The organism is Micromonospora sp. NPDC049903, from assembly GCF_044460945.1.
Classification (GTDB): domain Bacteria; phylum Actinomycetota; class Actinomycetes; order Mycobacteriales; family Micromonosporaceae; genus Micromonospora.
This window is the reverse complement of the sequence record NZ_JBITKL010000001.1, coordinates 1,064,395-1,088,393: the sequence shown is the minus strand read 5'-3', so window position 1 is coordinate 1,088,393 and position 23,999 is coordinate 1,064,395. Positions and strand designations below refer to the sequence as shown.

General features: G+C 72.1%; 25 protein-coding genes and 3 tRNA genes. 14 read left to right on the top strand and 14 right to left on the bottom strand.

Features of this window, described 5'->3' with window-relative positions; translation table 11 throughout:
* Nucleotides 1-44 precede the first annotated feature (44 nt).
* From purM to amcA, 3 genes are all read left to right on the top strand, one after another.
* A complete protein-coding gene (purM, locus tag ACIBO1_RS04700; RefSeq protein ID WP_350697577.1) occupies nucleotides 45-1,199 on the top strand; it encodes a phosphoribosylformylglycinamidine cyclo-ligase in 1,155 nt (384 codons plus the stop codon).
* Nucleotides 1,200-1,387: 188 nt separating this feature from the next.
* Nucleotides 1,388-2,506, top strand: a complete 1,119-nt coding sequence (gene amcB / locus ACIBO1_RS04695) for a cyclophane-forming radical SAM peptide maturase AmcB (RefSeq protein WP_396741526.1) — start codon at nucleotides 1,388-1,390, stop codon at nucleotides 2,504-2,506.
* Nucleotides 2,460-2,696, top strand: coding sequence for a multiple cyclophane-containing RiPP AmcA (gene amcA, locus ACIBO1_RS04690; RefSeq protein WP_396741418.1), 237 nt, complete (start codon nucleotides 2,460-2,462; stop codon nucleotides 2,694-2,696). Before amcB ends, amcA begins: the two co-directional genes overlap by 47 nt.
* 142 nt (nucleotides 2,697-2,838) lie before the next feature.
* Here amcA and ACIBO1_RS04685 read toward each other — a convergent pair whose 3' ends face one another.
* Entirely contained in the window at nucleotides 2,839-3,048 is a 210-nt protein-coding gene (locus ACIBO1_RS04685) for a DUF3073 domain-containing protein (protein ID WP_131051420.1), read from the bottom strand.
* Between the two features lie 297 nt (nucleotides 3,049-3,345).
* Entirely contained in the window at nucleotides 3,346-4,428 is a 1,083-nt protein-coding gene (locus ACIBO1_RS04680) for a Glu/Leu/Phe/Val dehydrogenase (RefSeq protein WP_396741416.1), read from the bottom strand.
* Nucleotides 4,429-4,690: 262 nt separating this feature from the next.
* Here ACIBO1_RS04680 and ACIBO1_RS04675 point away from each other — a divergent pair, with 262 nt between their 5' ends.
* Nucleotides 4,691-5,530 carry a hypothetical protein gene (locus tag ACIBO1_RS04675; protein WP_350697573.1) on the top strand — a complete coding sequence of 280 codons (840 nt, stop codon included), beginning with the start codon at nucleotides 4,691-4,693 and terminating at the stop codon, nucleotides 5,528-5,530.
* A gap of 252 nt (nucleotides 5,531-5,782) precedes the next feature.
* Nucleotides 5,783-5,992, top strand: a complete 210-nt coding sequence (locus ACIBO1_RS04670) for a BldC family transcriptional regulator (RefSeq protein WP_007073996.1) — start codon at nucleotides 5,783-5,785, stop codon at nucleotides 5,990-5,992.
* 101 nt (nucleotides 5,993-6,093) lie between these two features.
* Here the strand turns inward: ACIBO1_RS04670 and ACIBO1_RS04665 are convergent, their stop codons facing one another.
* The gene (locus tag ACIBO1_RS04665; RefSeq protein WP_117229983.1) at nucleotides 6,094-6,474 is read right to left on the bottom strand and encodes a PPOX class F420-dependent oxidoreductase; all 381 of its coding nucleotides are present in this window, start codon (nucleotides 6,472-6,474) and stop codon (nucleotides 6,094-6,096) included.
* Nucleotides 6,475-6,529: 55 nt separating this feature from the next.
* Here ACIBO1_RS04665 and ACIBO1_RS04660 point away from each other — a divergent pair, with 55 nt between their 5' ends.
* A complete protein-coding gene (locus ACIBO1_RS04660) occupies nucleotides 6,530-7,309 on the top strand; it encodes a class I SAM-dependent methyltransferase (RefSeq protein ID WP_396741413.1) in 780 nt (259 codons plus the stop codon).
* A 77-nt stretch (nucleotides 7,310-7,386) separates the two neighbouring features.
* Here ACIBO1_RS04660 and ACIBO1_RS04655 read toward each other — a convergent pair whose 3' ends face one another.
* Nucleotides 7,387-7,683: a hypothetical protein gene (locus tag ACIBO1_RS04655; RefSeq protein WP_350697571.1), complete on the bottom strand. Its 297-nt coding sequence runs from the start codon at nucleotides 7,681-7,683 to the stop codon at nucleotides 7,387-7,389.
* A gap of 192 nt (nucleotides 7,684-7,875) precedes the next feature.
* On the opposite strand from ACIBO1_RS04655, the gene ACIBO1_RS04650 reads away from it, so the two are divergent.
* Together ACIBO1_RS04650 and ACIBO1_RS04645 are read left to right on the top strand one after the other, a co-directional pair.
* Nucleotides 7,876-8,793 carry a 3-hydroxyacyl-CoA dehydrogenase family protein gene (locus ACIBO1_RS04650; protein ID WP_396741411.1) on the top strand — a complete coding sequence of 306 codons (918 nt, stop codon included), beginning with the start codon at nucleotides 7,876-7,878 and terminating at the stop codon, nucleotides 8,791-8,793.
* On the top strand, nucleotides 8,790-9,536 hold the full coding sequence (locus tag ACIBO1_RS04645; RefSeq protein WP_396741409.1) for an enoyl-CoA hydratase/isomerase family protein: 747 nt from the start codon (nucleotides 8,790-8,792) through the stop codon (nucleotides 9,534-9,536). The genes ACIBO1_RS04650 and ACIBO1_RS04645 overlap by 4 nt, the downstream gene beginning before the upstream one ends.
* 65 nt (nucleotides 9,537-9,601) lie before the next feature.
* Here ACIBO1_RS04645 and ACIBO1_RS04640 read toward each other — a convergent pair whose 3' ends face one another.
* Complete coding sequence (locus ACIBO1_RS04640) at nucleotides 9,602-10,939, bottom strand: ABC transporter substrate-binding protein (RefSeq protein ID WP_396741407.1); 1,338 nt, start codon at nucleotides 10,937-10,939, stop codon at nucleotides 9,602-9,604.
* A gap of 154 nt (nucleotides 10,940-11,093) precedes the next feature.
* Between ACIBO1_RS04640 and ACIBO1_RS04635 the strand changes: the two genes are divergently transcribed.
* The gene (locus ACIBO1_RS04635; protein ID WP_396741405.1) at nucleotides 11,094-11,483 is read left to right on the top strand and encodes a hypothetical protein; all 390 of its coding nucleotides are present in this window, start codon (nucleotides 11,094-11,096) and stop codon (nucleotides 11,481-11,483) included.
* Nucleotides 11,484-11,543: 60 nt separating this feature from the next.
* Here the strand turns inward: ACIBO1_RS04635 and ACIBO1_RS04630 are convergent, their stop codons facing one another.
* Entirely contained in the window at nucleotides 11,544-12,059 is a 516-nt protein-coding gene (locus tag ACIBO1_RS04630; RefSeq protein WP_396741403.1) for an SRPBCC family protein, read from the bottom strand.
* 185 nt (nucleotides 12,060-12,244) lie between these two features.
* Here ACIBO1_RS04630 and ACIBO1_RS04625 point away from each other — a divergent pair, with 185 nt between their 5' ends.
* Entirely contained in the window at nucleotides 12,245-13,228 is a 984-nt protein-coding gene (locus ACIBO1_RS04625; protein WP_396741401.1) for a hypothetical protein, read from the top strand.
* 78 nt (nucleotides 13,229-13,306) lie between these two features.
* Here ACIBO1_RS04625 and ACIBO1_RS04620 read toward each other — a convergent pair.
* The 8 genes from ACIBO1_RS04620 to ACIBO1_RS04585 form a co-directional block, all read right to left on the bottom strand.
* A tRNA-Phe gene (locus tag ACIBO1_RS04620) sits at nucleotides 13,307-13,380 on the bottom strand.
* 102 nt (nucleotides 13,381-13,482) lie between these two features.
* Nucleotides 13,483-13,556: transfer RNA gene (locus ACIBO1_RS04615), tRNA-Asp, on the bottom strand.
* Between the two features lie 33 nt (nucleotides 13,557-13,589).
* A tRNA-Glu gene (locus tag ACIBO1_RS04610) sits at nucleotides 13,590-13,662 on the bottom strand.
* 154 nt (nucleotides 13,663-13,816) lie between these two features.
* A complete protein-coding gene (locus ACIBO1_RS04605) occupies nucleotides 13,817-14,596 on the bottom strand; it encodes a polysaccharide deacetylase family protein (RefSeq protein WP_396741399.1) in 780 nt (259 codons plus the stop codon).
* A 155-nt stretch (nucleotides 14,597-14,751) separates the two neighbouring features.
* Nucleotides 14,752-15,687, bottom strand: a complete 936-nt coding sequence (locus tag ACIBO1_RS04600) for a MerR family transcriptional regulator (RefSeq protein ID WP_396741397.1) — start codon at nucleotides 15,685-15,687, stop codon at nucleotides 14,752-14,754.
* On the bottom strand, nucleotides 15,677-16,255 hold the full coding sequence (idi, locus tag ACIBO1_RS04595; RefSeq protein WP_396741395.1) for an isopentenyl-diphosphate Delta-isomerase: 579 nt from the start codon (nucleotides 16,253-16,255) through the stop codon (nucleotides 15,677-15,679). The genes ACIBO1_RS04600 and idi overlap by 11 nt, the downstream gene beginning before the upstream one ends.
* Before the next feature lie 16 nt (nucleotides 16,256-16,271).
* Nucleotides 16,272-17,753 carry a phytoene desaturase family protein gene (gene crtI, locus ACIBO1_RS04590; RefSeq protein ID WP_396741393.1) on the bottom strand — a complete coding sequence of 494 codons (1,482 nt, stop codon included), beginning with the start codon at nucleotides 17,751-17,753 and terminating at the stop codon, nucleotides 16,272-16,274.
* 14 nt (nucleotides 17,754-17,767) lie between these two features.
* Entirely contained in the window at nucleotides 17,768-18,922 is a 1,155-nt protein-coding gene (locus tag ACIBO1_RS04585; RefSeq protein WP_396741391.1) for a polyprenyl synthetase family protein, read from the bottom strand.
* Nucleotides 18,923-18,988: 66 nt separating this feature from the next.
* On the opposite strand from ACIBO1_RS04585, the gene ACIBO1_RS04580 reads away from it, so the two are divergent.
* From ACIBO1_RS04580 to ACIBO1_RS04565, 4 genes are all read left to right on the top strand, one after another.
* On the top strand, nucleotides 18,989-19,900 hold the full coding sequence (locus tag ACIBO1_RS04580) for a phytoene/squalene synthase family protein (RefSeq protein ID WP_396741389.1): 912 nt from the start codon (nucleotides 18,989-18,991) through the stop codon (nucleotides 19,898-19,900).
* Nucleotides 19,897-21,219, top strand: coding sequence for a cryptochrome/photolyase family protein (locus ACIBO1_RS04575; RefSeq protein ID WP_396741387.1), 1,323 nt, complete (start codon nucleotides 19,897-19,899; stop codon nucleotides 21,217-21,219). The genes ACIBO1_RS04580 and ACIBO1_RS04575 overlap by 4 nt, the downstream gene beginning before the upstream one ends.
* 54 nt (nucleotides 21,220-21,273) lie before the next feature.
* Entirely contained in the window at nucleotides 21,274-22,752 is a 1,479-nt protein-coding gene (locus ACIBO1_RS04570; protein ID WP_396741385.1) for a dihydrolipoyl dehydrogenase family protein, read from the top strand.
* 72 nt (nucleotides 22,753-22,824) lie between these two features.
* Nucleotides 22,825-23,826, top strand: a complete 1,002-nt coding sequence (locus ACIBO1_RS04565; protein ID WP_396741383.1) for a LacI family DNA-binding transcriptional regulator — start codon at nucleotides 22,825-22,827, stop codon at nucleotides 23,824-23,826.
* The last annotated feature ends 173 nt before the right edge of the window (nucleotides 23,827-23,999 follow it).

Below are 23,999 nucleotides of genomic sequence, written 5' to 3'. Positions count from 1 at the left end.
GGTCACCGCCGACACGGCCGCCGAGAACCACTAAGGGGAGAACCGTGACGCACGTGTCCGAGCGCAGCGGCGCAGGTAGCAGCCCGACCGGCGCCGGCGGCGACCGCCAGCCCTGGACGGCCGGCACCGGCCGTCCGGCTCGCAAACGTTCGGTCTCGTACGCGGACGCCGGCGTGTCGATCGAGGCGGGCGACCGCGCGGTCGAGCTGCTCAAGTCCAAGGTGAAGCAGACCCGCCGGCCGGAGGTGATGGGCGACCTGGGCGGTTTCGCCGGCCTGTTCCGGCTGGACACCACGAAGTACAAGAACCCGATCCTGGCCTCCTCCACCGACGGCGTCGGCACCAAGCTGGTGATCGCGCAGCAGATGGACATCCACGACACGGTCGGCATCGACCTGGTCGCGATGGTCGTCGACGACCTGGTGGCCTGCGGCGCCGAGCCGCTGTTCCTGCTGGACTACATCGCCACCGGCGAGGTCGTGCCGGACCGGGTCGCCGAGATCGGTGCCGGTATCGCCGACGGCTGCCGGTACGCGGGCTGCGCGCTGCTCGGCGGCGAGACCGCCGAGCACCCGGGTGTGCTGCGCCCCGACGAGTACGACATCTCGGCCACCGGCGTCGGCGTGGTGGAGGAGAGCCAGATCCTCAGCCCGGAGCGGGTCGAGGTGGGCGACGTGGTGATCGCCATGCGTTCGTCCGGCCTGCACTCCAACGGCTACTCCCTGGTCCGGCACGTGCTGCTGGGCGCCGGCCGGATGCGGCTGGACGTGGTGATCGACGACTTCGGCCGGCAGCGCACCCTCGGCGAGGAGCTGCTGACCCCCACCAAGATCTACGCGCAGGACTGCCTCAAGCTGATCGCCGAGGCGGAGGTGCGGTCGCTGGCCCACGTCACCGGCGGTGGCATTCCCGGCAACCTGGTGCGCATCCTGCCCGAGCACGTGGACGCGGTGGTCAACCGCTCCACCTGGAAGCCGCAGCCGATCTTCGACCTGGTCCAGTCCAAGGGGCGAATCGACGACCCGGAGATGGAGGCGACCTTCAACATGGGCGTCGGCATGTTCGCGATCGTCTCGGCCGAGGACGCCGACCGTGCGCTGGCCACGCTGACCGGCCGCGGGGTGGACGCGTGGCAGGCCGGTGAAATCATCGAGGGCACCGGTGAGGTGCAGATGATCGGGCAGCACACCCGCGGCTGATCATCTGACACTGATCGTCCAACCACCTGGTCAGGGGTTCACCCAAGTGGCCGTCGCGGCCTAGCCTTGAGGCTGCTTCGCCTTGAAGGGCTGCTTCGAAGCTGTGGGTGCGCCCGTGCCGTGGCGTGCCCGGCAGCCGTCAACCGGTGAGGAGGGCGATGGCTGCACGGGGACGGTCGTTGCGTGGGATGCGGGGTCTTTCCGCTGTCCCGTCGTACGTCGTGATGCAGCCCACCACCCTCTGCAATCTGGACTGCGCGTACTGCTACCTGCCGTTGCGGGCCGCCGACCGGCGGATGTCGGTGGCGGTGGCGGAGGCGGTGGCCGCCTCGGTGAACCCGTGGGCCGCCTCGGGGCGGTTCTCGGTGGTGTGGCACGGCGGGGAGCCGCTCGCGGCGGGCCGGGAGCGGCTGGCGGCGTTGATGGCGCCCTTCTCCGCCGAGGTGGAGCACCATGTGCAGACCAACGCCACGCTGATCGACGACGCGTGGTGCGAGTTCTTCGCGACGCACCGGATCCGGGTCAGCGTCAGCGTGGACGGGCCCCGGGCGCGTAACGGGGACCGGGTGACCCGGGCGGGACAGCCAGCGTACGACCGGATCGTGCGCGGGGTGGCGGCGCTGCGCCGGCACGGACTGCCGTTCTCGGCGCTGGCCGTGGTGAACGACCCGTCGCCGGCCCGGGCGGCGGAGCTGTACGCCTACTTCCTCGGCCTCGGGTGCGAGGTGCTCGGGGTCAACATCGAGGAGACCGAGGGCGTCAACACCCGTGACAACGCTCACGACGCCGCCGCAGTGACCGGGTTCTGGGCCGAGCTGGTCGCGGCCTGGCGGCGTGATCCGCGGATCCATCTGCGGGAGGTCGAGTGGTCGCTGCGGTACGCCGCCGCAGTCCTCGACGGCACGGCGGACGGCCTGCTGCCGGCCAGCCTCGACCCGATCCCCACCGTGGCGTACGACGGCTCGGTGGTAGTGCTCTCACCCGAGCTGGCCGGCTTCACCGATCCGCGCCACGGCGACTTCAGCAGCGGGAACGTCCTGACCACGCCGTTGCACACGATCCTCGCCGGTGCGGCCGGCACCGGGTGGGTCGGTGAGTTCCTGAGCGGGGTGGAAGCCTGCCGCTCGTCCTGCCCGTACTTCGGTTTCTGTGGCGGAGGCCACGCGGCCAACCGCTACTTCGAGCTGGGCCGTTTCGACGGTACGGAGACCGAGCACTGCCGCAACAGCAAGATCCGCCTACTGGAGGGAGTGTTGGATCATGCCCGAGACCACAAGTCACCGGGAGCCCGAGCGGGTGACGGGTAACGAGGCCGACCGCATCACCGACCGGGTGCGGGAGGCCGCCGCCGGGCTCACCGCCCTGCTCCAGGAGGCAGAGGACGCACGACGCCTACGGGCGGAGGTGACGGGCGGCGACGGGTCGAGCGCGGTCTGCGCCTGGAACCACTTCGAGAACATCCCGACGTTCTACAACTGGAACAACCGGCCTCGCTGACCGGCCGGAGTCGAGGGCCCGCCACGTTCCCGGATTACCTCCGGGCGTGGCAGGCCCTTGAGCGTCGGGTGGTACGCCGCCGCGTGCCGGGCACATACGTGAGCACGCGGGGAGTTACCGCGTGCTCGGATGTGACCGGGGGTCAGCGGGTGGGACGGACCCAGGTGTCCGGGTCGTCCTCGGCGTGGTCCTCATCATCGTCGACGTACTCTTTGTCGTCGTCGAAATGGTGGTCCGACTTGCCGCTGCCGCCGAGTTCTCGCTGCAAGGCGGCGAGGTCGGTGTTCGGGGAGTGATACTTCAGCTCCCGGGCCACCTTTGTCTGCTTGGCCTTAGCACGGCCGCGCCCCATGGCTCGACCCCCTCGCACAGAATGCGGGGCAGCCCGAAGGCGGGCCCCGATGACGTCAGGCATCTCTCGTGGCTCTTACGGTACATGGGGATGCCACCGTTCGGCACCTCGGGTTACCGCTGACCGCCGCCGCGCGTGGCGGTCAACCGGTCGTCACCCACTGTACCCGGTAAGGAGCGATGCCGGGAACGGTCCTGACACAGGGTAAATCTCCATGAACGCGTCGTATCTTCAGTTTAGCCGGATACGTACGTTGAGGGCGGAAGCAACGCGGCCCGCCCTCAACGTACGGCGAGGTCACCGCAGGTGAATCGTGCGCAGCCGGCCGATGTCGGCCATCCGCCGCTCCGCCAGCCGGTCGGCCGCCACGGCGGGTGGTACGCCGTCGGTGTCGGCGAGCCGGAGGATCTCCCGCGTGGTGTCGAAGATGCGGGTCGCCCGCAGCTTGGCGCGGTCGAAGTCGAAGCCCTCGATCTCGTCCGCGACCTGGATCACACCACCGGCGTTCACCACGTAGTCCGGGGCGTAGAGGATGCCCCGGTCGGCGAGCAGCTTCTCCACCCCGGAGTGGGCGAGCTGGTTGTTGGCCGCCCCGGCGACCACCTTGGCCCGCAGCGCCCCCACCGTGTCGTCGTCCAGGGCACCGCCCAGCGCGCAGGGCGCGTACACGTCGATGTCGGCGGCGGCCAGCGCGGACGGGTCCTCGACCAGCGTCACCTCGGGGTGGGTGGTCCGTGCCCAGTCCAGCGCGCGGGGGCTCACGTCGGTGGCCACCACCTCGGCGCCGTCCTCCAGCAGGTGGCCGACCAGATACTTGCCGACCTTGCCCAGGCCGGCCACACCGACCCGCCTACCGTGCAGCGTGGGGACTCCCCAGACGTGCTCGGCCGCCGCCCGCATGCCCTGGAAGACACCCCAGGCGGTGAGGATCGAGGAGTCGCCGGCTCCGCCGTGCTCGACGCTGCGGCCGGTGACGTAGCGCGTCTCGCGGGCGATCACGTCCATGTCCGGCACGTACGTGCCCACGTCGCAGGCGGTGTAGTAGCGCCCGCCCAGCGACTCCACGAAGCGGCCGTACGCGCGCAGCAGCGCCTCGCTCTTGATCTGCTCGGGGTCACCCCAGATGACCGCCTTGCCGCCGCCCAGGTCCAGCCCGGCGAGAGCGTTCTTGTACGCCATGCCGCGGGACAGGTCGAGCACGTCGGCGAGGGCGGCCTCCTCGCTCGCGTACGGGTAGAAGCGGGTACCACCCAGCGCCGGGCCGAGTGCAGTGGAGTAGATCCCGATGATCGCCTTCAGGCCGGTCTGCTTGTCCTGGCAGAACACGACCTGCTCATGGCCTGTGGATTCCGGGTCGTCGGAAGTGGCGAATACGCCCATGACTGGCTCCTGTGTCGGCGGGCGCCCTTGTGGGACGCGGACCTCGGTCGAGCCGGCGGGGATGCTGCCGGTGGTGCGAGCCTAGTATCGGCGGGCGTTCCACGGCCTCTTCCGGGCGTCCGCATCCCGCCCAGCGGGCGTACGCGCCGGGAGTCCTCCGGGGCGCGTCGAGGGCTCCGAGCCCACGTTTCGGCTCGCCACGCGGCACCACCCGGGTGACGCCGAGCAACGCTCGGCTTGCCGTTCGTGGGAGGATCGCGCCGTGCCGTCGCTCTTCGCCTCATACCTGCGCGTGTACGAGCCGCTGACCGCCTTCGATCGCGATCGTCAGGCGTACTGGCGGCGCTACGTCGAGCAGGGGCGGGCGGTGGCGCCGGTGGAGGGTCCGGGCCGGCAGCGGACCTCGGTGATCGAGGCGCTCGGCGCCGGCTGGACCCGGCTGCCCGACCTGCCCGACGAGGCGTACGTGCTGGAGACGGACGAGACGCTGCTGGTGTGCCCGTGGAACCTGCGCATCCGGGTGGCCGAGGCCGCGCTGAGCGCCCGGGACGGGGTGCCGGCGGTGCTGGCCGACGCATTCGTGCCGCCGGTGCTGGCCGGGCAGGCCAAGGCCGTGGTGGAGGACTGGCGCAGCGGGGCCCGGGTGCTGGAGCACGGCGTACCCCGGGTGCACGAGCAGATCGCCACCTGGGGCGTGCCGCTGCGGTGGTTCGTGCTGTTCGAGGCGCAGGAGCGCCACCACGTGACCGCGCCGGAGCGCCGCTCGCTGCGCTTCCGGACCGAGATCTCCAAGGCGCGCCGCCGGTCGTCGCGCGCGTTGTCGGTGCTGCGCAAGTCGGTGGGGGACGCGCCCATCACCGAGGCGGTCGAGGAGGCCGCCCGCTGGCTGGAGGAGTTCCATCCCCGCTCGGTGGTGGAGTTGGACTACGGGGGTCTGGTCGAGTTGCTCTCCGACGAGACGCTCGCGGAGGACGACTCGGCGGAACTGGTCGCCGCCGGACTCGCCGGACTGTCGCGAGGCGAGGCGGAAGAGGCGTCAGCGGCGTACGACAAGCTCGTCGCGCGCTGGCGGGCCGTGCAACTTCTGGAGCGCTGCAACTAGTCCGCTTTTGCCCAAATTTCGGGCTGTAACATGAGGTGCTCTCGTAGTTGTTGCGTCACGAACCGTGACTATGAGTCCGAATAAGGTACTTTCTGGCGTGTAAAAGTCGTATAAATCGGGCATGGTTCATCCGTCCGTCTAGGGACGTTCGGCCGTTCGGCCCATGTCGGACATCGGGGACTAGCCGGACCATGGGAGACGCGTCGGCCGGCGGGACCCCGGCCGATGTCTCTACATGTGGAGGAGTGACCGATGGCATCGCGAACGCACGAACCAGAGCCGCTACTCACACCGGCCGAGGTGGCGTCGATGTTCCGTGTCGACCCGAAGACGGTGACCCGCTGGGCGAAGGCCGGCAAGCTGAGCGCCATCCGGACCCTGGGCGGCCACCGCCGGTATCGCGAGTCCGAGGTCAGGGCGCTGTTGCAGGGGCAGATCCCGCAGCAGCGCCAGGGGGACTGACTGGCCGGTAGATAGCTGGAAACACGAAGGGCGACGGATTCTCCCGAATCCGTCGCCCTTCGTCATGTCCGCCACCCGGTGCGGCCCGGTCGCGCACCGGCTCAGCCGGTCAGCTCGACCCGGATCCCCACCGTGCCGCCGGTGCCCCGGCGCAGTCGGCTGCCGAGCAGCGTCAGCCGCCCGATCACTCGGTACTTCTGCTTGATCAGCCCCCGGATGCGATCGGTCGCTCCGGGGTCGTAGAGGCTCGCCCGGGCGGGCACCGCCTCGCCATGGGGTCGACCGCGCACGTCGCACGGCGCCACCGTGACATCCCCACTGCGCCGGATCCGCTTCACCTTGCCGGCGTCCGCCGCAGACCACACCGCCAGAGCGTCGCCGTCGCGTACCGCCCAGACCGGGGTCGGCACCGCGCGGCCGTCCTTGCGGAAGGTCGTGAGGAGTATGTACTTCTCCGCCGAGAGGCGGTCCAACGTGGTCACGTCGCCCAGGATACGGGCGTCGCGCCTGACTGAGCAGCCCGTTAGCGTTACGGACGTGACGGGGGAACCACGGATCGGTGACGTCTTCGGAGAACTGCTGCGCGACGCGCTGGCGGTGGCGACCGGGGTCGGTCCCCGGCCGCTGGCCGGCGGGCGACTGCCGCGACCGGTCATCGAGATCATCGAACGGGACGACGGGCTGGTCAACGGCGCGCCCGCCGCCCACTACCTGGCCGGGCCGCAGGAGTGGCAACCACACGACCACCGGGCCGTGGACCGGGTCCGGGGCGCGACCCTGGACGTCGGCGTCGGCGCCGGTCGGATCGCTCTGCTGTTGCAGGAGCGCGGCGTACCGGTGACCGGGCTGGACGTCTCGCCCGGCGCGCTCGCGGTGTGCCGACGTCGGGGCGTACGCGACCTGGTGCACGGCACGGTCGACGAGCACTGCGCCAGCGGACGGCGTTACGACACGTTCCTGTTGCTCGGCAACAACCTGGGCCTGTTCGAGGGCCGGGAACGCGCACCCGCCTTCCTGGCGGCCCTGGCCGCGATGGCCAATCCCGGGGCGCAGGTGATCGCGCATGGCACCGACCCGTACGGCACCACCGATCCGGTGCACAGCGGCTACCACGAGCGCAACCGTCGACGGGGCCGTCTCGGCGGGCAGCTCCGGCTGCGGCTGCGCTACCGCGAACTGGGTACGCCCTGGTTCGACTACCTGGTCTGCTCGCCGGACGAACTCGCCGAGCTGGTCCGGGGCACCGCCTGGCGACTGACCGACGTGGACGACCGGGACGCCCCGTACTACCTCGCCACCCTGCGCCTGGCCACCTGACGCGCTCTCCGGATGTTAGGAAGGGTCCCCTGCTATGCCGTAGGCGTTAGCAGGGGACCCTTCCTTACCTCACAGCGTCAGACCTGGACGGTCGGCGGGAGCTGCTCGGGCGGCAGGCCGCCGTCGCCGTCGACGACCTCGTCCGGCTGACCGTCCTCGTCGATGTCGACCATCGTGACGTCCACCTTGCCGTCGCCGTCGGTGTCGAACTGGAACAGGTCGGCCTTGCCGTCACCGTCGGTGTCGACCACCCAGACGTCGGTGCGGCCGTCGTTGTTGGTGTCGGCGCGCAACAACTCGATGCGCTCGTCGCCGCGCGTCTCGACGGTCTCCTGGGTGCCCGCGTCGCCCGTGGTCTCCGGTGCCTGGCTCATCTGTTCGTCCTTCCCTTGGCTGTCGGCGGTCTGTACCCGATCCCGTCCGCCCCCACGCATCGGGCCCGGTCGGTGCTGCATAGGGTCGCAGCATGACTGAGCGGAGCGTACGGGCCGGTTGCGGCGTGGCGGCGATCCCGCGCGTCGACGGCGTCGGAGAGCGTGTCGTCGTCACCCTGCGGTGGTGGCATCGTGACTGAACGATTCGTGGTGGTGGGTGCCGGCACGATGGGGCTCGGCATCGCGTACGTGGCGGCCGGCGCCGGCCACGCGGTGGAACTGGTCGAGGTGGACCGGGAACGCGGCGCGGCGGCCATGACCCGGCTCGCCGAGCTGTGGGACCGGGGCGTACGGCGCGGCAAGCTGACCGTGGCGCAGGCCGCCGCGAACCAGGAACGCGTCACGCTGCGGGCCGGGCTCGCCGAGGTGGCCGCGGAGCCGCAGGTGATCGTGGAGGCGGTCCCGGAACGGCTCGACCTGAAACGGGCCGTGCTGGCCGAGGCGGAGGCGCTGCACCCGGCCCTGCTGGGCAGCAACACCTCCAGCATCCCGATCGCCGAGTTGGCCGAGGGACTGACCCGGCCCGAGCGCTTCTGCGGGCTGCACTTCTTCAACCCGGTCTGGGCGATGGCGCTGCTGGAGATCGTGGTCGGGGCGGCCACCGCGCCGGAGGCCACCGCCGCCGCCGTCACGCTCGCCACCCGGCTGGGCAAGGACCCGGTGGTGGTACGCGACATGCCGGGCTTCGCCACCTCGCGGCTCGGGGTGGCCCTCGGACTGGAGGCGATCCGGATGGTCGCCGACGGGGTGGCCGACCCGGCCGACATCGACAAGGCGATGGTGCTCGGCTACCGGCACCCGGTCGGGCCGCTGGAGCTGACCGATCTGGTGGGTCTGGACGTGCGCCTCGACATCGCCCGCACCCTCCAGGCCGCGTACGGGGACCGGTTCGCGCCACCGCCGCTGTTGGCGGAGATGGTGGCGGCCGGCCGGCTGGGTAAGAAGTCCGGGCAGGGTTTCTACCACTGGGTCGACGGCGTGCGTATGGACGGCACGGCGCGGACCGAGGCGGGCGGCGCCTCCGCCGACTCGGCGGGGACGACCCGATGAGCGGCGGGCTGCGGGTCGAGGAACGCCCGGACCGGTTGGTGGTCACGCTGGACCGGCCGGAGAAGCGCAACGCCATCGACGCCGACCTGATCGCCGCGCTGCACGAGGTCTGCGCCGACCTGGAGGCCCGCCCCCGGATGCTGCTGCTGACCGGCGGCACCGACGGGATCTTCGCCGGTGGGGCCGACATCGGCCAACTGCGCGAGCGGGGCCGCCTGGACGCGCTGACCGCGATCAACTCGGCCGCGTTCGCCCGGATCCGGTCGCTGCCGATGCCGACCGTGGCGGCCGTCGACGGTCCTGCGCTCGGCGGCGGCGCCGAACTGGCGTACGCCTGCGATCTCCGGGTGTGCACCGAGCGGGCGGTCTTCGGCCAGCCGGAGGTGCGGCTCGGCATCCTGGCCGGTGCCGGCGCGACGCACCGGCTGCCGGCGCTGGTCGGCGAGGCCCGGGCCAAGGAGTTGTTGTTCACCGGTCGCCGGGTGGACGCCGCGGAGGCGTCCCGGATCGGTCTGGTCAACCGCGTGGTGTCGGGTCCGGCGGAGTTGTTGCCGGCCGCCCACGAGCTGATCGACGAGATGGCGAAGGGCTCGGCGCTGGCGCTGCGGCTAACCAAGCTCGCCGTCGACGCACCGCCCGCCGCCCATCCGCACCTGGATCTGGTCAGCCAGGCGGTGCTTTTCGAGGACGACGAGAAGCACCGCCGGATGACGGAGTTCCTGGACCGGCGTCGCGGACGCTGAGACCGACCGCGAGACCACGACGGCCGCACCGGAACCCTCCGGTGCGGCCGTCGCTGTCGGATCGGTCAGCGGCCCATCGCGGCCAGCGGCACGTCGGCGTCCGCCAGGGCCCGGATCACCGCGGCCGACTCACTGAAGCCGATGATGAGTACGGCGTCGGCACCGAAGTCCTTGATCTGCTTGGCGCCGTCGTTAAAGTTGATCGGTGCGGCGTCGGCGCCCTCGCCCGGCTCGTAGCCGAGCAGCTTCACCTTGTCGCCGCCGAAACCGGCCCGCTCCAGCTCGGTCCGGACAGCCTCCTGGAGGCCCTCGCCGTAGGCGTCCTTACGGGCCACGATGGCGATCTTCTGCGGCCCGTCGCGGAGGACCACGTCGGCCAACGCCCGACCCTGCAGGCTGTCCGGCGGCGCGGTGCGGAAGTAGAGACCGTTGTCGTCCGCGTCGGTCAGCGACGCGGCGGTGTTCGACGGGGAGAACAGGATGAGTCCGGCCCTCACCACGTCGGGCAGGACGGCGGCCGAGATCCCGGAAGCACCGGCACCGATGATCACGTGCACCCCGGCGTCGACGTGGCTGGCGATCGTCCGCTTGGCGACCGTCGGGTCGGTGCCGTCGTCGCCGTCGATCCAGACCACGTCCTCGCCGAGCACACCGCCGGCCGCGTTGATCTCCTTGATCGCCAGCGCCACACCGGCTGCGATCGGCGGGTACGCCAGGGCCAGGTCGCCGGTCTTGGGCAGCAGCCCGCCGAGGACGAGCGGCGCGGTGCTGGTCTGCCGGTTGCCGCGCGGCGGTGACTTCGTGCTCGCGGCCGACTCGTCCCCGGCGCCGACGAACTCCGTCTTGGCGTCGTTGAGCTGCTGGTTGTCGAAGTGCAGGGTGGCGTAGCTGGCGGTGGCGGGCTCACCGGCGTCGGTGAACCCGGCGCGGGTGATCGAGACGCTGCGGTACTCGATGTCGTCGCCGTCGCTGGCCAGCCGCAGGCACCTGGCGGGGGTCTCGCAGCGGGTGCCCTCGTTGGTGACGCCGACGACCTGCCGGGCGATGGCCGCCGGGTTGGTGCTGCCGGCGAGTTCCGTCGCGAGGGCGCTGATCACCACCGCGTCGTACGCCTCGGCGGCGTAGAGGAAGTCGGTGAGCCCCGAGTCGATGGACCGTAGCCGGTTCTTGAAGTCCTCCGGCAGCGGAGTCAGGGGGGTGGTGCCCTTCATGCCGTCGACCAGGTTGGCGCGATCCTGCAACTCTTCCGGGTACGAGTTGAGCATGTTGCCGTCCGTACCGTAGAGGCGCACCTGGTCGGCGCTCGCCTCTTCGGCCTGGTCGTTCCCGCATGCGCTGGTGGCGAGCAGGAGGGTGGCGCAGGCGGCCAGGATTGCCGCCCGCGAGCCGCGTGACATGTGCATCGTCGTCCTTCCTACGGCGAAGGTCCGCTGCGCAGACTAACGTGCCGTGACGTTCCGTGGGACCGTGGAGGCCTGTCTATCCGCAGGTCGCCCTCACTAATTACGGAGAGTGACCTTCGACGGTTGCTTGACCGGGCCCCCTACCGTGCGGTGGGTGACCGACTCGCCACAGCAGACGTACGACGACGCCACCGCCATCCTCAGTTCGGCGCTCGACGGCGACTCCGACGGTGTGGTCGGGACATTCGACGCGGTGGTGGACCGGTCCGGTCTCGTCGGGGCGTACGACGTGGCGTGGTGCCTGGCCGCGACGATGGTCGGTGATCCGGTGCCGCCCGGCGCCTGTGCGCTCGACTTCCCCGACATCGACCAGGCCGAGTACGACGCCCGCTGGGTGGCCCGCTTCGTCAGCGCGTACGCCAACTCGGACCTGGACACGGCCCGTGCCCTGTTCGGTGCGGCGGTGGCCGACGGGCTGCTGCCGGAGTGCCTGCTGACCCTCGCCGGCTCGACGGTGGCCACCCTGCGGCACCGGGCCGCCTGAGCCGCGAGGCCCGACGGCGCCGGGTCACGTGCGCAGGAGAATCCGGCGGAGGCGACGTCCTCAGGTGCCGGACTGGACCACCGTGGTGGCGTACCGGGACAGCAGCTCGTGCCAGCCGGCGGTCAGCGCCTGCCGGTAGCCCTCGGCGGCCTGGCCGTGCCGGTCGAAGTGCCGGTGCGCGACCTCGACCAGAGTGCTGTCGGTGCCTTCCGGCGTGAACAGCACCTCGACCTCGCTGGCCTGCGCCGGATCGGGCACCGGCGCGCGGTCCGCACCGATCTGCCAGGTGAACACCAGCCGCCGGGGCGGATCCCAGGTCAGCACCCGGCCCCAGTCGTTGCGGAAGCCGTAGGGACCGATCTCGTAGAGCATGCCGCCGGCCTGTTGCTCCATGCCCAACTCGGCCAGGGCCTCGGGGCCGGACCAGGTGTACTCCATCACCCACCAGTCGGCGAGCCTGCTGGTGAAGACCGCGTAGGCATGCTCGGGGGTGGTCGGGACGACCAGGGTGCTGTGGATCGTGAACCGTTCGTGATCCTGCTGGATGTCGACCGGATCGGTAATCCCCTGTCCCATAGGCCCGGACCATACCGGCTGATGCCCGCGTGCGCAGCTTCCGGCAAGGCCGAGACCTGCCGGAAGATCCGTTTACGGGTTGATTCCGGTGCGCGGCGGACATCGGCGGATGGCGGCCCCCGGAGCGGGTATCCGCCGCGCGATGCCGCCCGGGGTGGTCCGGGCGGTGGGGCGGAGCGGAGACCATGGGCGAACAGCCACAGGAGTGGGTACCCGGTGCCGGACACCCGCACGAGCCGCGCCTCGGAACGGTGCACCGGGACCGTCCCGGCGGGGGCGGCGACGAGCCGGCGGGGGCGGAGCCGGACGTCCTGCTGGACGTGCCGAGGGTGTCGGTCGACTCGATCCGGCTCTCCGTCGACGGGCTGGACGCCGACCTCTCCCTGCGGGCCCGGGTGGCTGGCCTGCTGGAGATCGACGCCGGTGCCCGCGTCCACCTGGAGGGTGTGGATCTGGACGTCACCGGAGCACAGGCCCAGGCCCTGCTCAAGGTACGCCTGGAGAAGCTGGTCACGATCCTCGACCGCGCCCTCACCACGATCGACCACAATCCGCAGGTGATCGACGCGCCCCGCCGGACGGGCGGCGCGGAACAGCGGCCCGGGCCACCCGACCGTCCCGCCGCCCCGGTGAGCGGCCCGCCGACCGGGCGCCCCGGTCGGCGGGCGGGAGATTCGGGGGGCGAACCTTCGGGTCGCCCGGGCGGCGCTCCGATCGGGTCCGCTGGCGGCCCGGTGGGCGGCCCGGCGGTCGGGCAGGCCACGGACCGGGCGGGTGGATCGCCGGTCGGCCGGGGCGCGGGGCCGGAGGGACAGGCGGTCGGTCAGACCGCCGACGGGGTCGGTGGCGCGCCGGATCCCGGGATCGGGCCGCCGGGTGGGGCCACCGACGATCTCGGGCAACAGGTGGGGGCGATCGGGGCGGTGGCCGACAGCGCACCGGGTGGCGCCGGCCCGGATCGAGGCGGCCCGGATGGGGGCGGTCCGCAGAACGGGCAGCGGGACAGGGTCGAGAAGGAGCCGGAGGCGGGCCGCGCGACACCGTCCGGACCGGAGCCGTCGACGGCCCGCCAGTTGGCCGAGCAGACCGGGGAGAGCATCCTGCACGCGGGTCGCAGCGTGTGGGACGCGATCCAGAACGGATTGGCGCAACGCCGTCAGGACGACTGACCCGCGTACCCGGGGAAAGCAAGACGCCGACCTGCGAATCCGCTGGTCGGCGTTGCTGTAGCCCGGCGAAAGGCTATGTGGCCAGGGGCGGGGTCGAACCGCCGACCTTCCGATTTTCAGTCGGACGCTCGTACCAACTGAGCTACCTGGCCGTGGTGCTCGGCTCATGCTACCCGTCCCACCGGGTCCCCGTCGGGAGGGTCACATGCCCCGATACGCAGAACGCCGCGCGAGGTGCGCGGCGTCAGCGCTTGCGGTCCTGACGGGACTTGAACCCGCGACCTCCGCCTTGACAGGGCGGCGAGCACTCCAACTGCTCCACAGGACCTAGCTGGTGTTGCATCCGACCGAAGTCGGACCGTGCCCCCAACGGGATTCGAACCCGTGCTACCGCCTTGAAAGGGCGGCGTCCTGGGCCGCTAGACGATGAGGGCGGCCCCGCTATCATTGCACATTCGCAACGTGAGCGGACTTGCTCCCATCCGGCCCCGCCGGAGGCTTGGAAAGCATACGTGATGTCTCACCGGTCGGCCAAACCGGTATGGCTACAGCCACAAAGTCTCGCAAAACCGCAGCTCAGAGCGGTGTCTAATCGAGCCTGGTGATGCCGAGGTCGCGCTTCAGGGCGGCGATCACCTTGGTGCAGGCGGCGAGCGTGGCGGCCCGATTGCCGCCGCCGTCGTGCAGCAGCACCACCGCTCCGGGCTTGGCGGTGCGCTTCACCCGCTTCTCGATCGTGGCGGCGGTCGGCCTGGCCCAGTCCTGCGGGTCCACCGTCCAGTGCAGCGACCGCATGTCGAGCTTCTTGGCTACCCGGACCACCTCGGCGGTCCACCGGCCGCCGGGCTGGCGGTAGAACGGGATCTCCGCGTCGGGTACCGCCCGCCGGATCTCCTTGTTCGTCCGGACCAGGTCGGCGCGGATCTCGGCGACCGGACGCCGGGCGAGGTCGAGATCGTGGTTCCAGCTGTGGTTGCAGAGCTGGTGCCCTTCCCGGACGATCCGCCGGAGCAGGTCGGGGTGCTTGCGGACCTGCTTGCCGACCACGCAGAAGGTGGCGGTGACGCCGGCCTTCTTGAGGCGGTCCAGCACCTTGGGCGTCCAGGTCGGATCGGGTCCGTCGTCGAAGGTGAGAGCCACCCCCTCGGCTCCGGTGGTGCGGACCAGCCCGGCCGGCAGCTTGGCCGGCAGCGCCCGCAGCGGGGGCTTGGTCGGGGCCAGCGTCGGCGTCGGCGACGGCTCCGGTGGCAGGGCGGCCGACGGAGGAGGGCTGGACGGGGACGCCTGGGGCGAGTCGCCGCCACTGCTGCAGCCGGTGGCCAGCAGGACCAGGCTCGTGACACACGCGAGCAGGACACGGGTACGCATCGTTCGCTCCCGAGAGGGGTTCGGGTTCGACGGACTGCCCGACGCTAGTTCACCCGATTTGAGTGGACAAACGCCGGGTCAGGACGCCGCCGCTTTCCGTGCCGGCCGAAAGCCCTGAACGCGTACAGAGGGCTGTAAAGGCCCTGAAATTTCGATCAGGACGCGGCCGGACGGTCGAGCGAATCGCGTACGGCGACGACGAGCGAGACCGCCTCGGTCAGGTCGATCGGGCGGATCACCCCCGCCGGCAGGGTCTCGGCCCGCCAACCCGGCCCCGCCGCGAGCACCAGCAGGGGCCGGCGGGGAACGGTGAGCAGGGCGCTGAGCTGTGCGGGATCGGCCGTGGCCCGGGTGTGCGACCAGACCACCACGGCGGCCGGTCCGGTCCGGTCGATCGCGTCCAGCAGTGCCGCCACCGGGACCCGGGCACCGAGCATCCGGTGCCCGACACCGGCCTCGGTCAGCGCGGCGGCCAGCGCCTCCAGGGGCAGGCTGTGCTGCTCCTCGTCGGCGCAGGAGAGCAGGATGCGTGGCGGCCCGAGAGCGGGACGGGTGGCCGTCGCCGCGGCGAACGCCGCCGACACGCAACGCGACACCAGATGTTCCACCTCGATCAGCGCGGCGGTCGTGGCGTGCCGCTGCCCGATCCCGGCGAGCACCGGGCGCAGCAGTCTGTCCCAGGTGCCGATCACACCCTCGGTGACCAGGCTGCGGGAGATCGCCTCGCTGATGGCGACCGAGTCCAGCCGCATCGCGGCGCGGGCCAGACCGCGCGCCGCCGGACCGGCACGGCCCACCGGGATGGTGTTGCCGCCGCCGTCCCGTGCGGTCCTCGACCGGGCGGCGTCGTGCGCCGCCGTGGCCGGGGTTTGTCGGGCCCATCGTGCCGCCTCGGCCGGACTGACCCCCTCACCGGTGAGCCGTCGCATGACCTCCAGCCGGGCAAGGTCGGCCGCCGTGTAGCGGCGGTGGTGCCCGGGTACGTGCTCGCTGGGCCCGAGGCCGTAGCGCTGGTGCCAGGTGCGCAGCGTGGTCACCGCGACGCCGAGTCGCCGGGCGACCGCCCCCGCGCTCAGAGCCTCATCGGCCACCCGGCCGCTCCGACCCGTCGGCGGCCGAGGCCGAGGGGTGCAGCAGACGGTCCACCACTCCGGCCAGCCACGGCGCGTACGCGTCGGGGTCGCGGTCGAGCTCGGTGGTCAGCGCCGCAGGGTCCACCCAGCGCAGCTCGGCGACCTCGGCGGGCTCGGGTGCCAGTGGTGTGTCCGGCGAGAACTCGCCGCGCAGGACGTGGTCGTACTCGACCTCGACCCGACCGGTGGACGGATCCTCGGCGCGATACACGTGCACCCCGACCTCGGTCAACGCCACCGGACCGACGCCGAGTTCCTCGCGCAACCGGCGGTTGGCGGACTCGGCGACGTCCTCGCCGGGCTGCGGGTGGCCGCAGCACGTGTTGGCCCAGCGCAGCGGGAACCGTGTCTTCGCCGCGGCCCGGCGCTGGAGCAGGATCCGGCCGTCCGGCGAGACGAGCAGCACCGAGAAGGCGCGGTGCAGTTGACCGGGGGTCTGGTGGGCGGCGGCCACGGTGGCCGACCCGATCCGTCGGCCCGCGTCGTCGACCAGCTCGACCAGGTGGGCTTCCCGCGACAGTGACATCAGAGCCATCCTTCGTTCACCGGCCGTCGCCGGTGATGCGGCCGGCGGCCAGCTTGCCCGAGATGAGCACCATAGGCACTCCGACGCCGGGCTGCGTGCCCGAGCCGACGAAGACCACGTTGGACAGTGACGGGTGCAGGTTGGACGGGCGGAACGGGCCGGTCTGGAACAGGGTGTGCGCGGCGGCGAACGGGGTGCCGGCGGCCATGCCCTGCTCCGCCCACTCGGCCGGGGTGACCGCCCGGAGCACCTCGACACCCGCGCCGAAGCCGACGTAGCCGCGTTCCTCGAGGGTGGCGACGAGCTGGTCGGAATACCGGGCGGTGAGGTCGCCCCGCCACTCGAAGGGCGCCCGTTCCAGGTTGGGCACCGGGGCGAGCACGTAGTAGGTGTGCCGCCCGGCGGGCGCGACCGACGGGTCCGTCCGGCTCGGGTTGGTGACCAGCAGGGACGGGTCGGTCATCAGCTCGCCGCGCCGGATGACCTCGTCGAACGTGCCCTTCCAGGCACGCCCGAAATGGATGTTGTGGTGCGCGATGCGCCGGTAGCCCTGGGTCGAGCCGACGTGCAGCACGACGCAGGACGGCGAGTAGGTCAGTCGGCGCTGCCGGGTCGCCGGCAGCAGGTCGCGGTAGGCCACCGGCAGGTCGGGGTTGAGGACCACCACGTCGGCGGGGACGAACTCGCCGTCGGCGGTCAGCACGCCGGTGGCCCGGCCGTTGGCGGTCTCCACCCGGGTCACCGTGGTGCCGTACCGGATCTTGACGCCGTGCTTCTCGGCGGCGCCGGCCAGCCCGCGCGAGACCGCGTGGATGCCGCCGCGCGGGAAGTAGACCCCGGCGACGGAGTCGAGGTAGGCGATGACCGCGTAGATGGCCAGCGCGTCGTGCGGGGCGAGGCCGGCGTACATCGCCTGGAAGGAGAAGATGCGCCGGGTACGCGGGTCGCGGAAGAACTGGTTGATCTTGGTCTGGAGTCGCCGGAAGGCGCCGGTGGCGACCAGCTTGAGCAGGTTGGCGGTGAGCAGGTCGGTGGGGGCGTCGAGGTTGCGCTCGATGAAGTCGGCCCGCTCCAACCGCCACAGGTTGCGGGCGAATTCGACGAACCGCAGGTAGCCGTCGGCCTCGCGGGGCCCGCAGACCCGGGAGATCTCCGCCGCCATCCGGGCGGTGTCGGTCACCACGTCGAGCGTGGAGCCGTCCGGGTAGTAGGCGCGGTACGCCGGGTCGAGCGGCATCAGGTCGACCCAGTCGGACAACTCCTCGCCCACCGCGCCGAGCGCCTCGGCGATCAGGTCGGGCATGGTGAGCACGGTGGGACCGGTGTCGAACTCGTAGCCGTCCACGCTGAGCCGCCCGGCTCGTCCGCCCGGCACCGGCTCACGTTCCAGCAGGGTCACCTGCCGTCCGCTGCCGGCCAGGTGCAGCGCGCAGGCCAGGCCGCCGAGACCCGCCCCGACGACCACCACCCGATCCGTACGTCCGTCCACGGTCCGCACCGAGAATCTCCCCATCATGCCCTCCGGTGGGTGGCCACCGCCGCGAGACCGGCCAGCGCCACCCGCGCGGTCTCGTCCACGGCGACGGTGTCGAGCGCCGCCAGGGCCTGGTCGACCCGCTCGTCGATCATCCGCTCGATCCGGTCCACCGCGCCGGTGTCGACGACCACCTCGGCCAGCCGGGCGACCTGGGGCCCGGTGACCGGGTCGCCGGTGCCGTCCAGCTCCCGAAGTTGGGCCGGAGTGGCCATCTCCCGGGCCAGTACGAGCAGCGCGGTCGGCTTGCCGGTGCGCAGGTCGTCACCGGCCGGCTTGCCGGTGGTGACCGGGTCGCCGTACACGCCGAGCAGGTCGTCACGGAGCTGGAACGCCTCCCCGACGCAGAGGCCGTAGGCGGTGTAGGCCGCGGTCAGGCGGTCGTCGTCGGTGACGCCGGCCAGGCTGGCGCCGAAGAGCAGCGGGCGCTGGACGGTGTAGCTGGCGGTCTTGTAGCGGGCCACCCGCAGCGCCCGGTCGACCGACCAGCTCTCCGGGTCGGCTTCGCCGAGGATGTCGAGGTACTGCCCGGCGACCGTCTCCACCCGCATCCGGTCGTACCCGCGGCGTACCGCGAGCAGTCGGCCCGGGGGCAGGGCGGCGCGGGACAGCAACTGGTCGGCCCAGACCATGCAGAGGTCGCCGATCAGCACCGCGACGGCCTCCCCGAAGCGGCCCGAGTCGCCGTTACGGCCGGCGGCGGCGTGCTGGGCGGCCACCGCCATGTGCGCGGTGGGCCGGCCGCGTCGGGTGGCGGACGCGTCCATCACGTCGTCGTGCACCAGCGCGAAGGTGTGCAGCAGCTCCAACGTGGCCAGTGCGGGCAGCACCGGGGCCAGCGGTTCGTCGCCGCCGGCCGCGCCGCGCCATCCCCAGTAGGCGAACGTGGGGCGGACCCGCTTGCCACCGGCGAGGACGTAGTCACGTGCGGTCGCGGCGAAACCGCCCATCGCCGCGTCGATTTCCGCCAGCGCGTCGACCTCGGCGGTCAGGAAGTCGGTGAGGGTCTCGTCGACGGCGGTGACGAGATCCCGGGTGTAAGCGGCCAGAACGGCCCGGATCGGATCGTCGTCCCCGACCGGCTGCTCAGGCGCCACGCGAAGCAGGTTACCGGTAAGTCGGTCGCTGGCCATGCGGCTGAGCGTACCCTAAGGTTTCAAGTTGCGTCGATTGGTGCGTCGATTTTCGAGGAGGGGCCCGTGGAGACGGATCTCAACGCCGCCTACGAGAGGTGCCGTGAGCTGCACAAACGCCACGGGCGTACCTACTATCTCGCCACCCGCCTACTACCCGCATGGAAACGGCGTCATGTGCACGCCTTATATGGATTCACTCGGTACGCGGACGAGATCGTCGACCAGACAGAGGCGCTGCCCCCGCCGGCCCGTGCCGCCCGGCTGGACGACTGGGGCGGCCGGTTCATCGCCGGACTGCACGGCGAGCAGGTCGACGACCCGCTGCTGCCGGCAGTGCTGCACACCATCGCCGTGTTCGACCTGGACCGGGAGGACTTCGCCGCGTTCCTCAAGAGCATGGCGATGGACCTGACCGTGACCTCGTACCGCACCTACGCCCACCTGCTGGACTACATGGAGGGCTCGGCGGCGGTCATCGGCACCATGATGCTGCCCATCCTGGGCAGCTCCGCCCCGGCGGCGGCTCGGGAACCGGCCCGCCAACTGGGCTTCGCGTTCCAGCTCACCAACTTCATCCGGGACGTCGCCGAGGACCTGGACCGGGGCCGGACGTACCTGCCGGAGGAGGACCTGGAGACCTTCGGGGTGACCCGCGAGGACCTGCTGGCCTGCCGGGCGGCGGGTCGGACCATCGAGCCGGTGCGGGAGTTGATCCGGCACGAGGTGGGCCGCGCGCAGACCCACTACGCCGCCGCCGCATCGGGGGTGCTGCTGCTCGACCCCGCCTCGCAGGCCTGCATCCGCACCGCGTACGCGCTGTACGGCGGGATCCTCGACGAGGTCGCCGCCCAGGACTACGACGTGTTCGTCCGGCGGGCCACCGTGCCCCGGCGACGCCGGATGGCGGTCGCCTCCCGTGCCCTGCTCACCCCGGCCGGCACGCCGGTCGAGCTACCCGGGCCCCGGCTGCGGTGAGCGGGCGTACCGCCGTCGTGCTGTTCACCCGCGACCTGCGGGTGCACGACCACCCGGCGCTGGCGACGACCTGTGCCGCCTTCGACCGGGTGGTGCCGTTGTACGTGCTGGACCCGGTGCTGGCGCAGCTGTCGCCCAACCGCACCCGCTTCCTGCACCAGAGCCTCGCCGACCTGCGTGACGCGCTGCGCCGGCTCGGCGGTGACCTGGTGCTGCGGCACGGCGACCCGGTGGCCGAGACGATCCGGCTGGCCGGGGAGGTGGGTGCCGAGGCGGTGGCGCTGTCGGCCGACGTCTCCCGGTACGCCACCCGGCGGGCCGACCGGCTGCGTGCCGAGTGCGACCGGCACCGGCTGCACCTGCGCTTCTTCCCCGGTCTGACGGTGGTGGAGCCGGGGGCGACGAAGCCGAGCGGTGGTGACCACTACCGGGTGTTCAGCCCGTACCATCGGGCCTGGAGCGGGCAGCGGTGGCGCGACGAGCTGGCCGCGCCGTCCCGGGTGTCGCTGCCGGGCGGGGTGGCGGTGGGCCGCCTGCCGGCGCTGCCCGACGGTGAGTCGCCGGACGCGGCGGTGGGCGGCGAGACGGAGGCGCGGCGTCGGCTCGACCGGTGGATGCCGCACCTGGCCGACTACGGCGACCGGCACGACGACATGGCCGGTGACGCCACCTCCCGGATCAGCCCCTACCTGCGGTTCGGCTGCGTGTCGCCGCTGAGTGTGGCGAACCGGGCCGGTGACCCCGCGTCGCCGTTCGTCCGGCAGATCTGCTGGCGGGACTTCTACTACCAGGTCACCGCCGCCTTCCCGGACATCTCCCGGACGGCCTACCGACGCGGCGTCACCGAGCAGTGGCGGTACGACGACGACGCGATCGCGGACTGGACGGTGGGGCGCACCGGCGTGCCGATCGTGGACGCCGGGATGCGGCAGTTGCGGGCCGAGGGCTGGCTGCACAACCGGGCGCGCCTGATCACCGCCGGCTACCTGACCAAGTCGCTCGGCCTGGACTGGCGCGACGGCTTGGGGGTCTACTCCCGGTGGCTGCTGGACGGGGACGTGGCGAACAACTCGGGCAACTGGCAGTGGGTGGCCGGCACCGGCAACGACACCCGGCCGTACCGGGGGTTCAACCCGATCCGGCAGGCCGAACGGTACGACCCGGAGGGCGCGTACGTGCGGCGGTGGGTGCCGGAGCTGGCGGCGGTGTCCGGTAAGGCGGTGCACCAGCCGTGGCGGCTGCCCGAGGCGCTTCGCGGCGACCTGGACTATCCACCGCCCACGGCGGCGCGCGCGGTGGATCCGGTCTGGCTGCGCTGAGACGCGCCGCGTGGCCGGGTGGTCGGCGGGCGACCGGTGCGCGATGCTGACGGGATGGCGGAGCCGGAAGTCGTGGACGTGGTCGTGCTCGGGCTCGGCGTCGGCGGTGAGGAGGTGGCCGGGCGACTCGCCGAGGCCGGTCTCACCGTGGTCGGCGTCGAGCGGAACCTGGTCGGCGGGGAGTGCCCGTACTGGGGCTGCATCCCGAGCAAGATGATGATCCGCGCGGCGAACGCGCTGGCCGAGGCGCGGCGGGTCGACGGGCTGGCCGGGACCGCCCAGGTTCGGCCGGACTGGGCACCGGTGGCGCAGCGGATCCGCGCGGAGGCCACCGACGACTGGGACGACCGGGCCGCCGTGGAGCGCCTCACCGGCAAGGGCGGGCGCTTCGTCCGGGGCAGCGGCCGGCTCGACGGGCCGGGCCGGGTCCGGGTCGGCGACCGGGTCTTCCAGGCCCGGCACGGGATCGTGCTGGGCACCGGCACCGCGCCGTCGGTGCCGCCGATCGACGGGCTGGCCGGTACGCCGTACTGGACGAACCGGGAGGCCATCGAGGTCGAGGACTTGCCCGAGTCGCTGCTGGTGCTGGGTGGCGGGGCGATCGGCTTGGAGTTGTCCCAGGTGTTCGCCCGGTTCGGCGTACGCGTCACCGTGGTCGAGGCGTTCGACCGGGTGCTCGCGGTGGAGGAGCCGGAGGCGTCCGAGGTGGCCGCCACCGCGCTGCGCGCCGACGGAGTCGAGATCCACACCGGGGTACGCGCGGCCCGGGTCGCGCACGGCCCGGACGGGTTCACCCTGCACGGCGCGGACGGCGCGGAGTTCACCGCCGAGCGGCTGCTGGTGGTGACCGGCCGCCGCGCCCACCTCGACGAGTTGGGGCTGGACACGGTCGGGGTCGACGCGAGCCGTCGGTATCTGGCCGTGGACGACCGGCTGCATGTCACCGACGGGATCTGGGCGGTCGGCGACGTGACCGGTGAGGGCGCGTTCACCCACATCGCCATGTACCAGGCGTCCATCGTGGTCGCCGACCTGCTCGACCACGTCCGGCGGGCGGACGGCGGCGCGGACCCCAGCGGCACCTCCAGTGTGGTCGGTGGCGCGGTCGGCGTGGCCAGTTCGTTGGCGGCCACCGGGTCGAGCGGCGGGGCCGGGTCGGTGCCCCGCGCCGACTACCGGGCCCTGCCCCGGGTCACCTTCACCGACCCTGAGATCGGTGCGGTCGGTCTCACCGAGCAGCAGGCCCGGGAACGCGGCATCAACGTGCAGGTCGGCTTCACCGAACTCGCCTCGTCCACCCGGGGGTGGATCCACCGCACCGAGGGCGCCGGGTTCATCAAGCTGGTCGCCGACGCGGACCAGGGGGTGCTGGTCGGCGCCACCTCGGCCGGACCGGCCGGTGGCGAGGTGCTCTCCGGTCTGGCGGTGGCGGTGCACGCGGCGGTGCCGTTGGCGCAGCTCCGGCACATGATCTACGCGTACCCGACCTTCCATCGGGCGGTGTCCGAAGCGTTGCGCGATCTGGGCTCCTGATCTGACGTCGCGCGTCAGTACGCGACAGATGCCTGTTCTGTTTTTGCAGTCATGGGACGTAGGATTGCGGCCGTGACGAAACGGTTGACCGAGGTGGCCCGCAAGGCGGGCGTCAGCGAAGCCACCGTGAGTCGGGTGCTCAACGGCCGCGGTGGCGTGGCCGAGGCGACCCGGACCGCGGTGCTCACCGCCCTGGACGTGCTCGGCTACGAGCGCCCGAGCAAGCTGCGTGGCGAACGCGCCCGGCTGGTGGGGTTGGTGCTGCCCGAGCTGCAGAACCCGATTTTCCCGGCGCTCGCCGAGGTGGTCACCGGGTCGCTGGCGCAACGCGGGTTCACCCCCGCGCTCTGCGCCCGGACGATCGGCGGGGTCTCCGAGTCGGCGTACGTGGAGATGCTCCTCGACCACCAGGTCTCCGGGGTCATCTTCGCCGGTGGCTCGTACGCGTTGGCCGACGCCTCGCACGAGCACTACCGTCGACTGACCGACCGGGGTCTGCCGGTGGTGCTGGTCAACGCCGGTGTCGACGAGCTGGGCTTCCCCCGGGTCTCCACCGACGACGCGGTGGCGGTCGAGCAGGCGTACGGCCACCTGCGCTCGCTCGGGCACGAGCGGATCGGCCTGGTGCTCGGCCCGGAGGACCACGTGCCGTCGCGACGCAAGCTGGCCGCCCTGGGGCGGGTCGCCGGCTGGGGCGACGGCACCGAGTTGGTGGCGCGGTCCAGCTTCTCCATGGAGGGCGCCCGGGTCGCCGCGAGCAAACTGGTCGACCGGGGGGTGACCGGGGTGATCTGCGCCAGTGACGTGCTGGCCCTCGGCGCGATCCGCGCGGTCCGTCGGCTCGGCCGCTCGGTGCCGCGCGACGTCTCGGTGGTCGGCTTCGACGACTCCGCGTTCATGACCTGCACCGACCCGCCGCTGACCACGGTGCGCCAGCCGATCGAGACCATGGGGCAGGCCGCCGTGGACCTGCTGGTGACCCAGATCGAGGGCGGCGGCGTGCTCGCCGACGAGTTGCTCTTCGAGCCGGAGCTGGTGGTACGCGGCTCGACCGCGCCCGCGCCCGGCCGCTGATCCCGCCCTCCGGTCCGGGGCGTCGGTCCCGGCCGACACCCACTGTCCGGTAACCCCGCGCGACCCGAGAGGCCGGCCCCCCCCGCGCGCGGGGGGGGGGCGCCGGGGGGGGGGGGGGCCCCCGGCCGCTGGTGAGCCAAAAAACACGCCCTGTGGCGGGAATTAATAAAAAG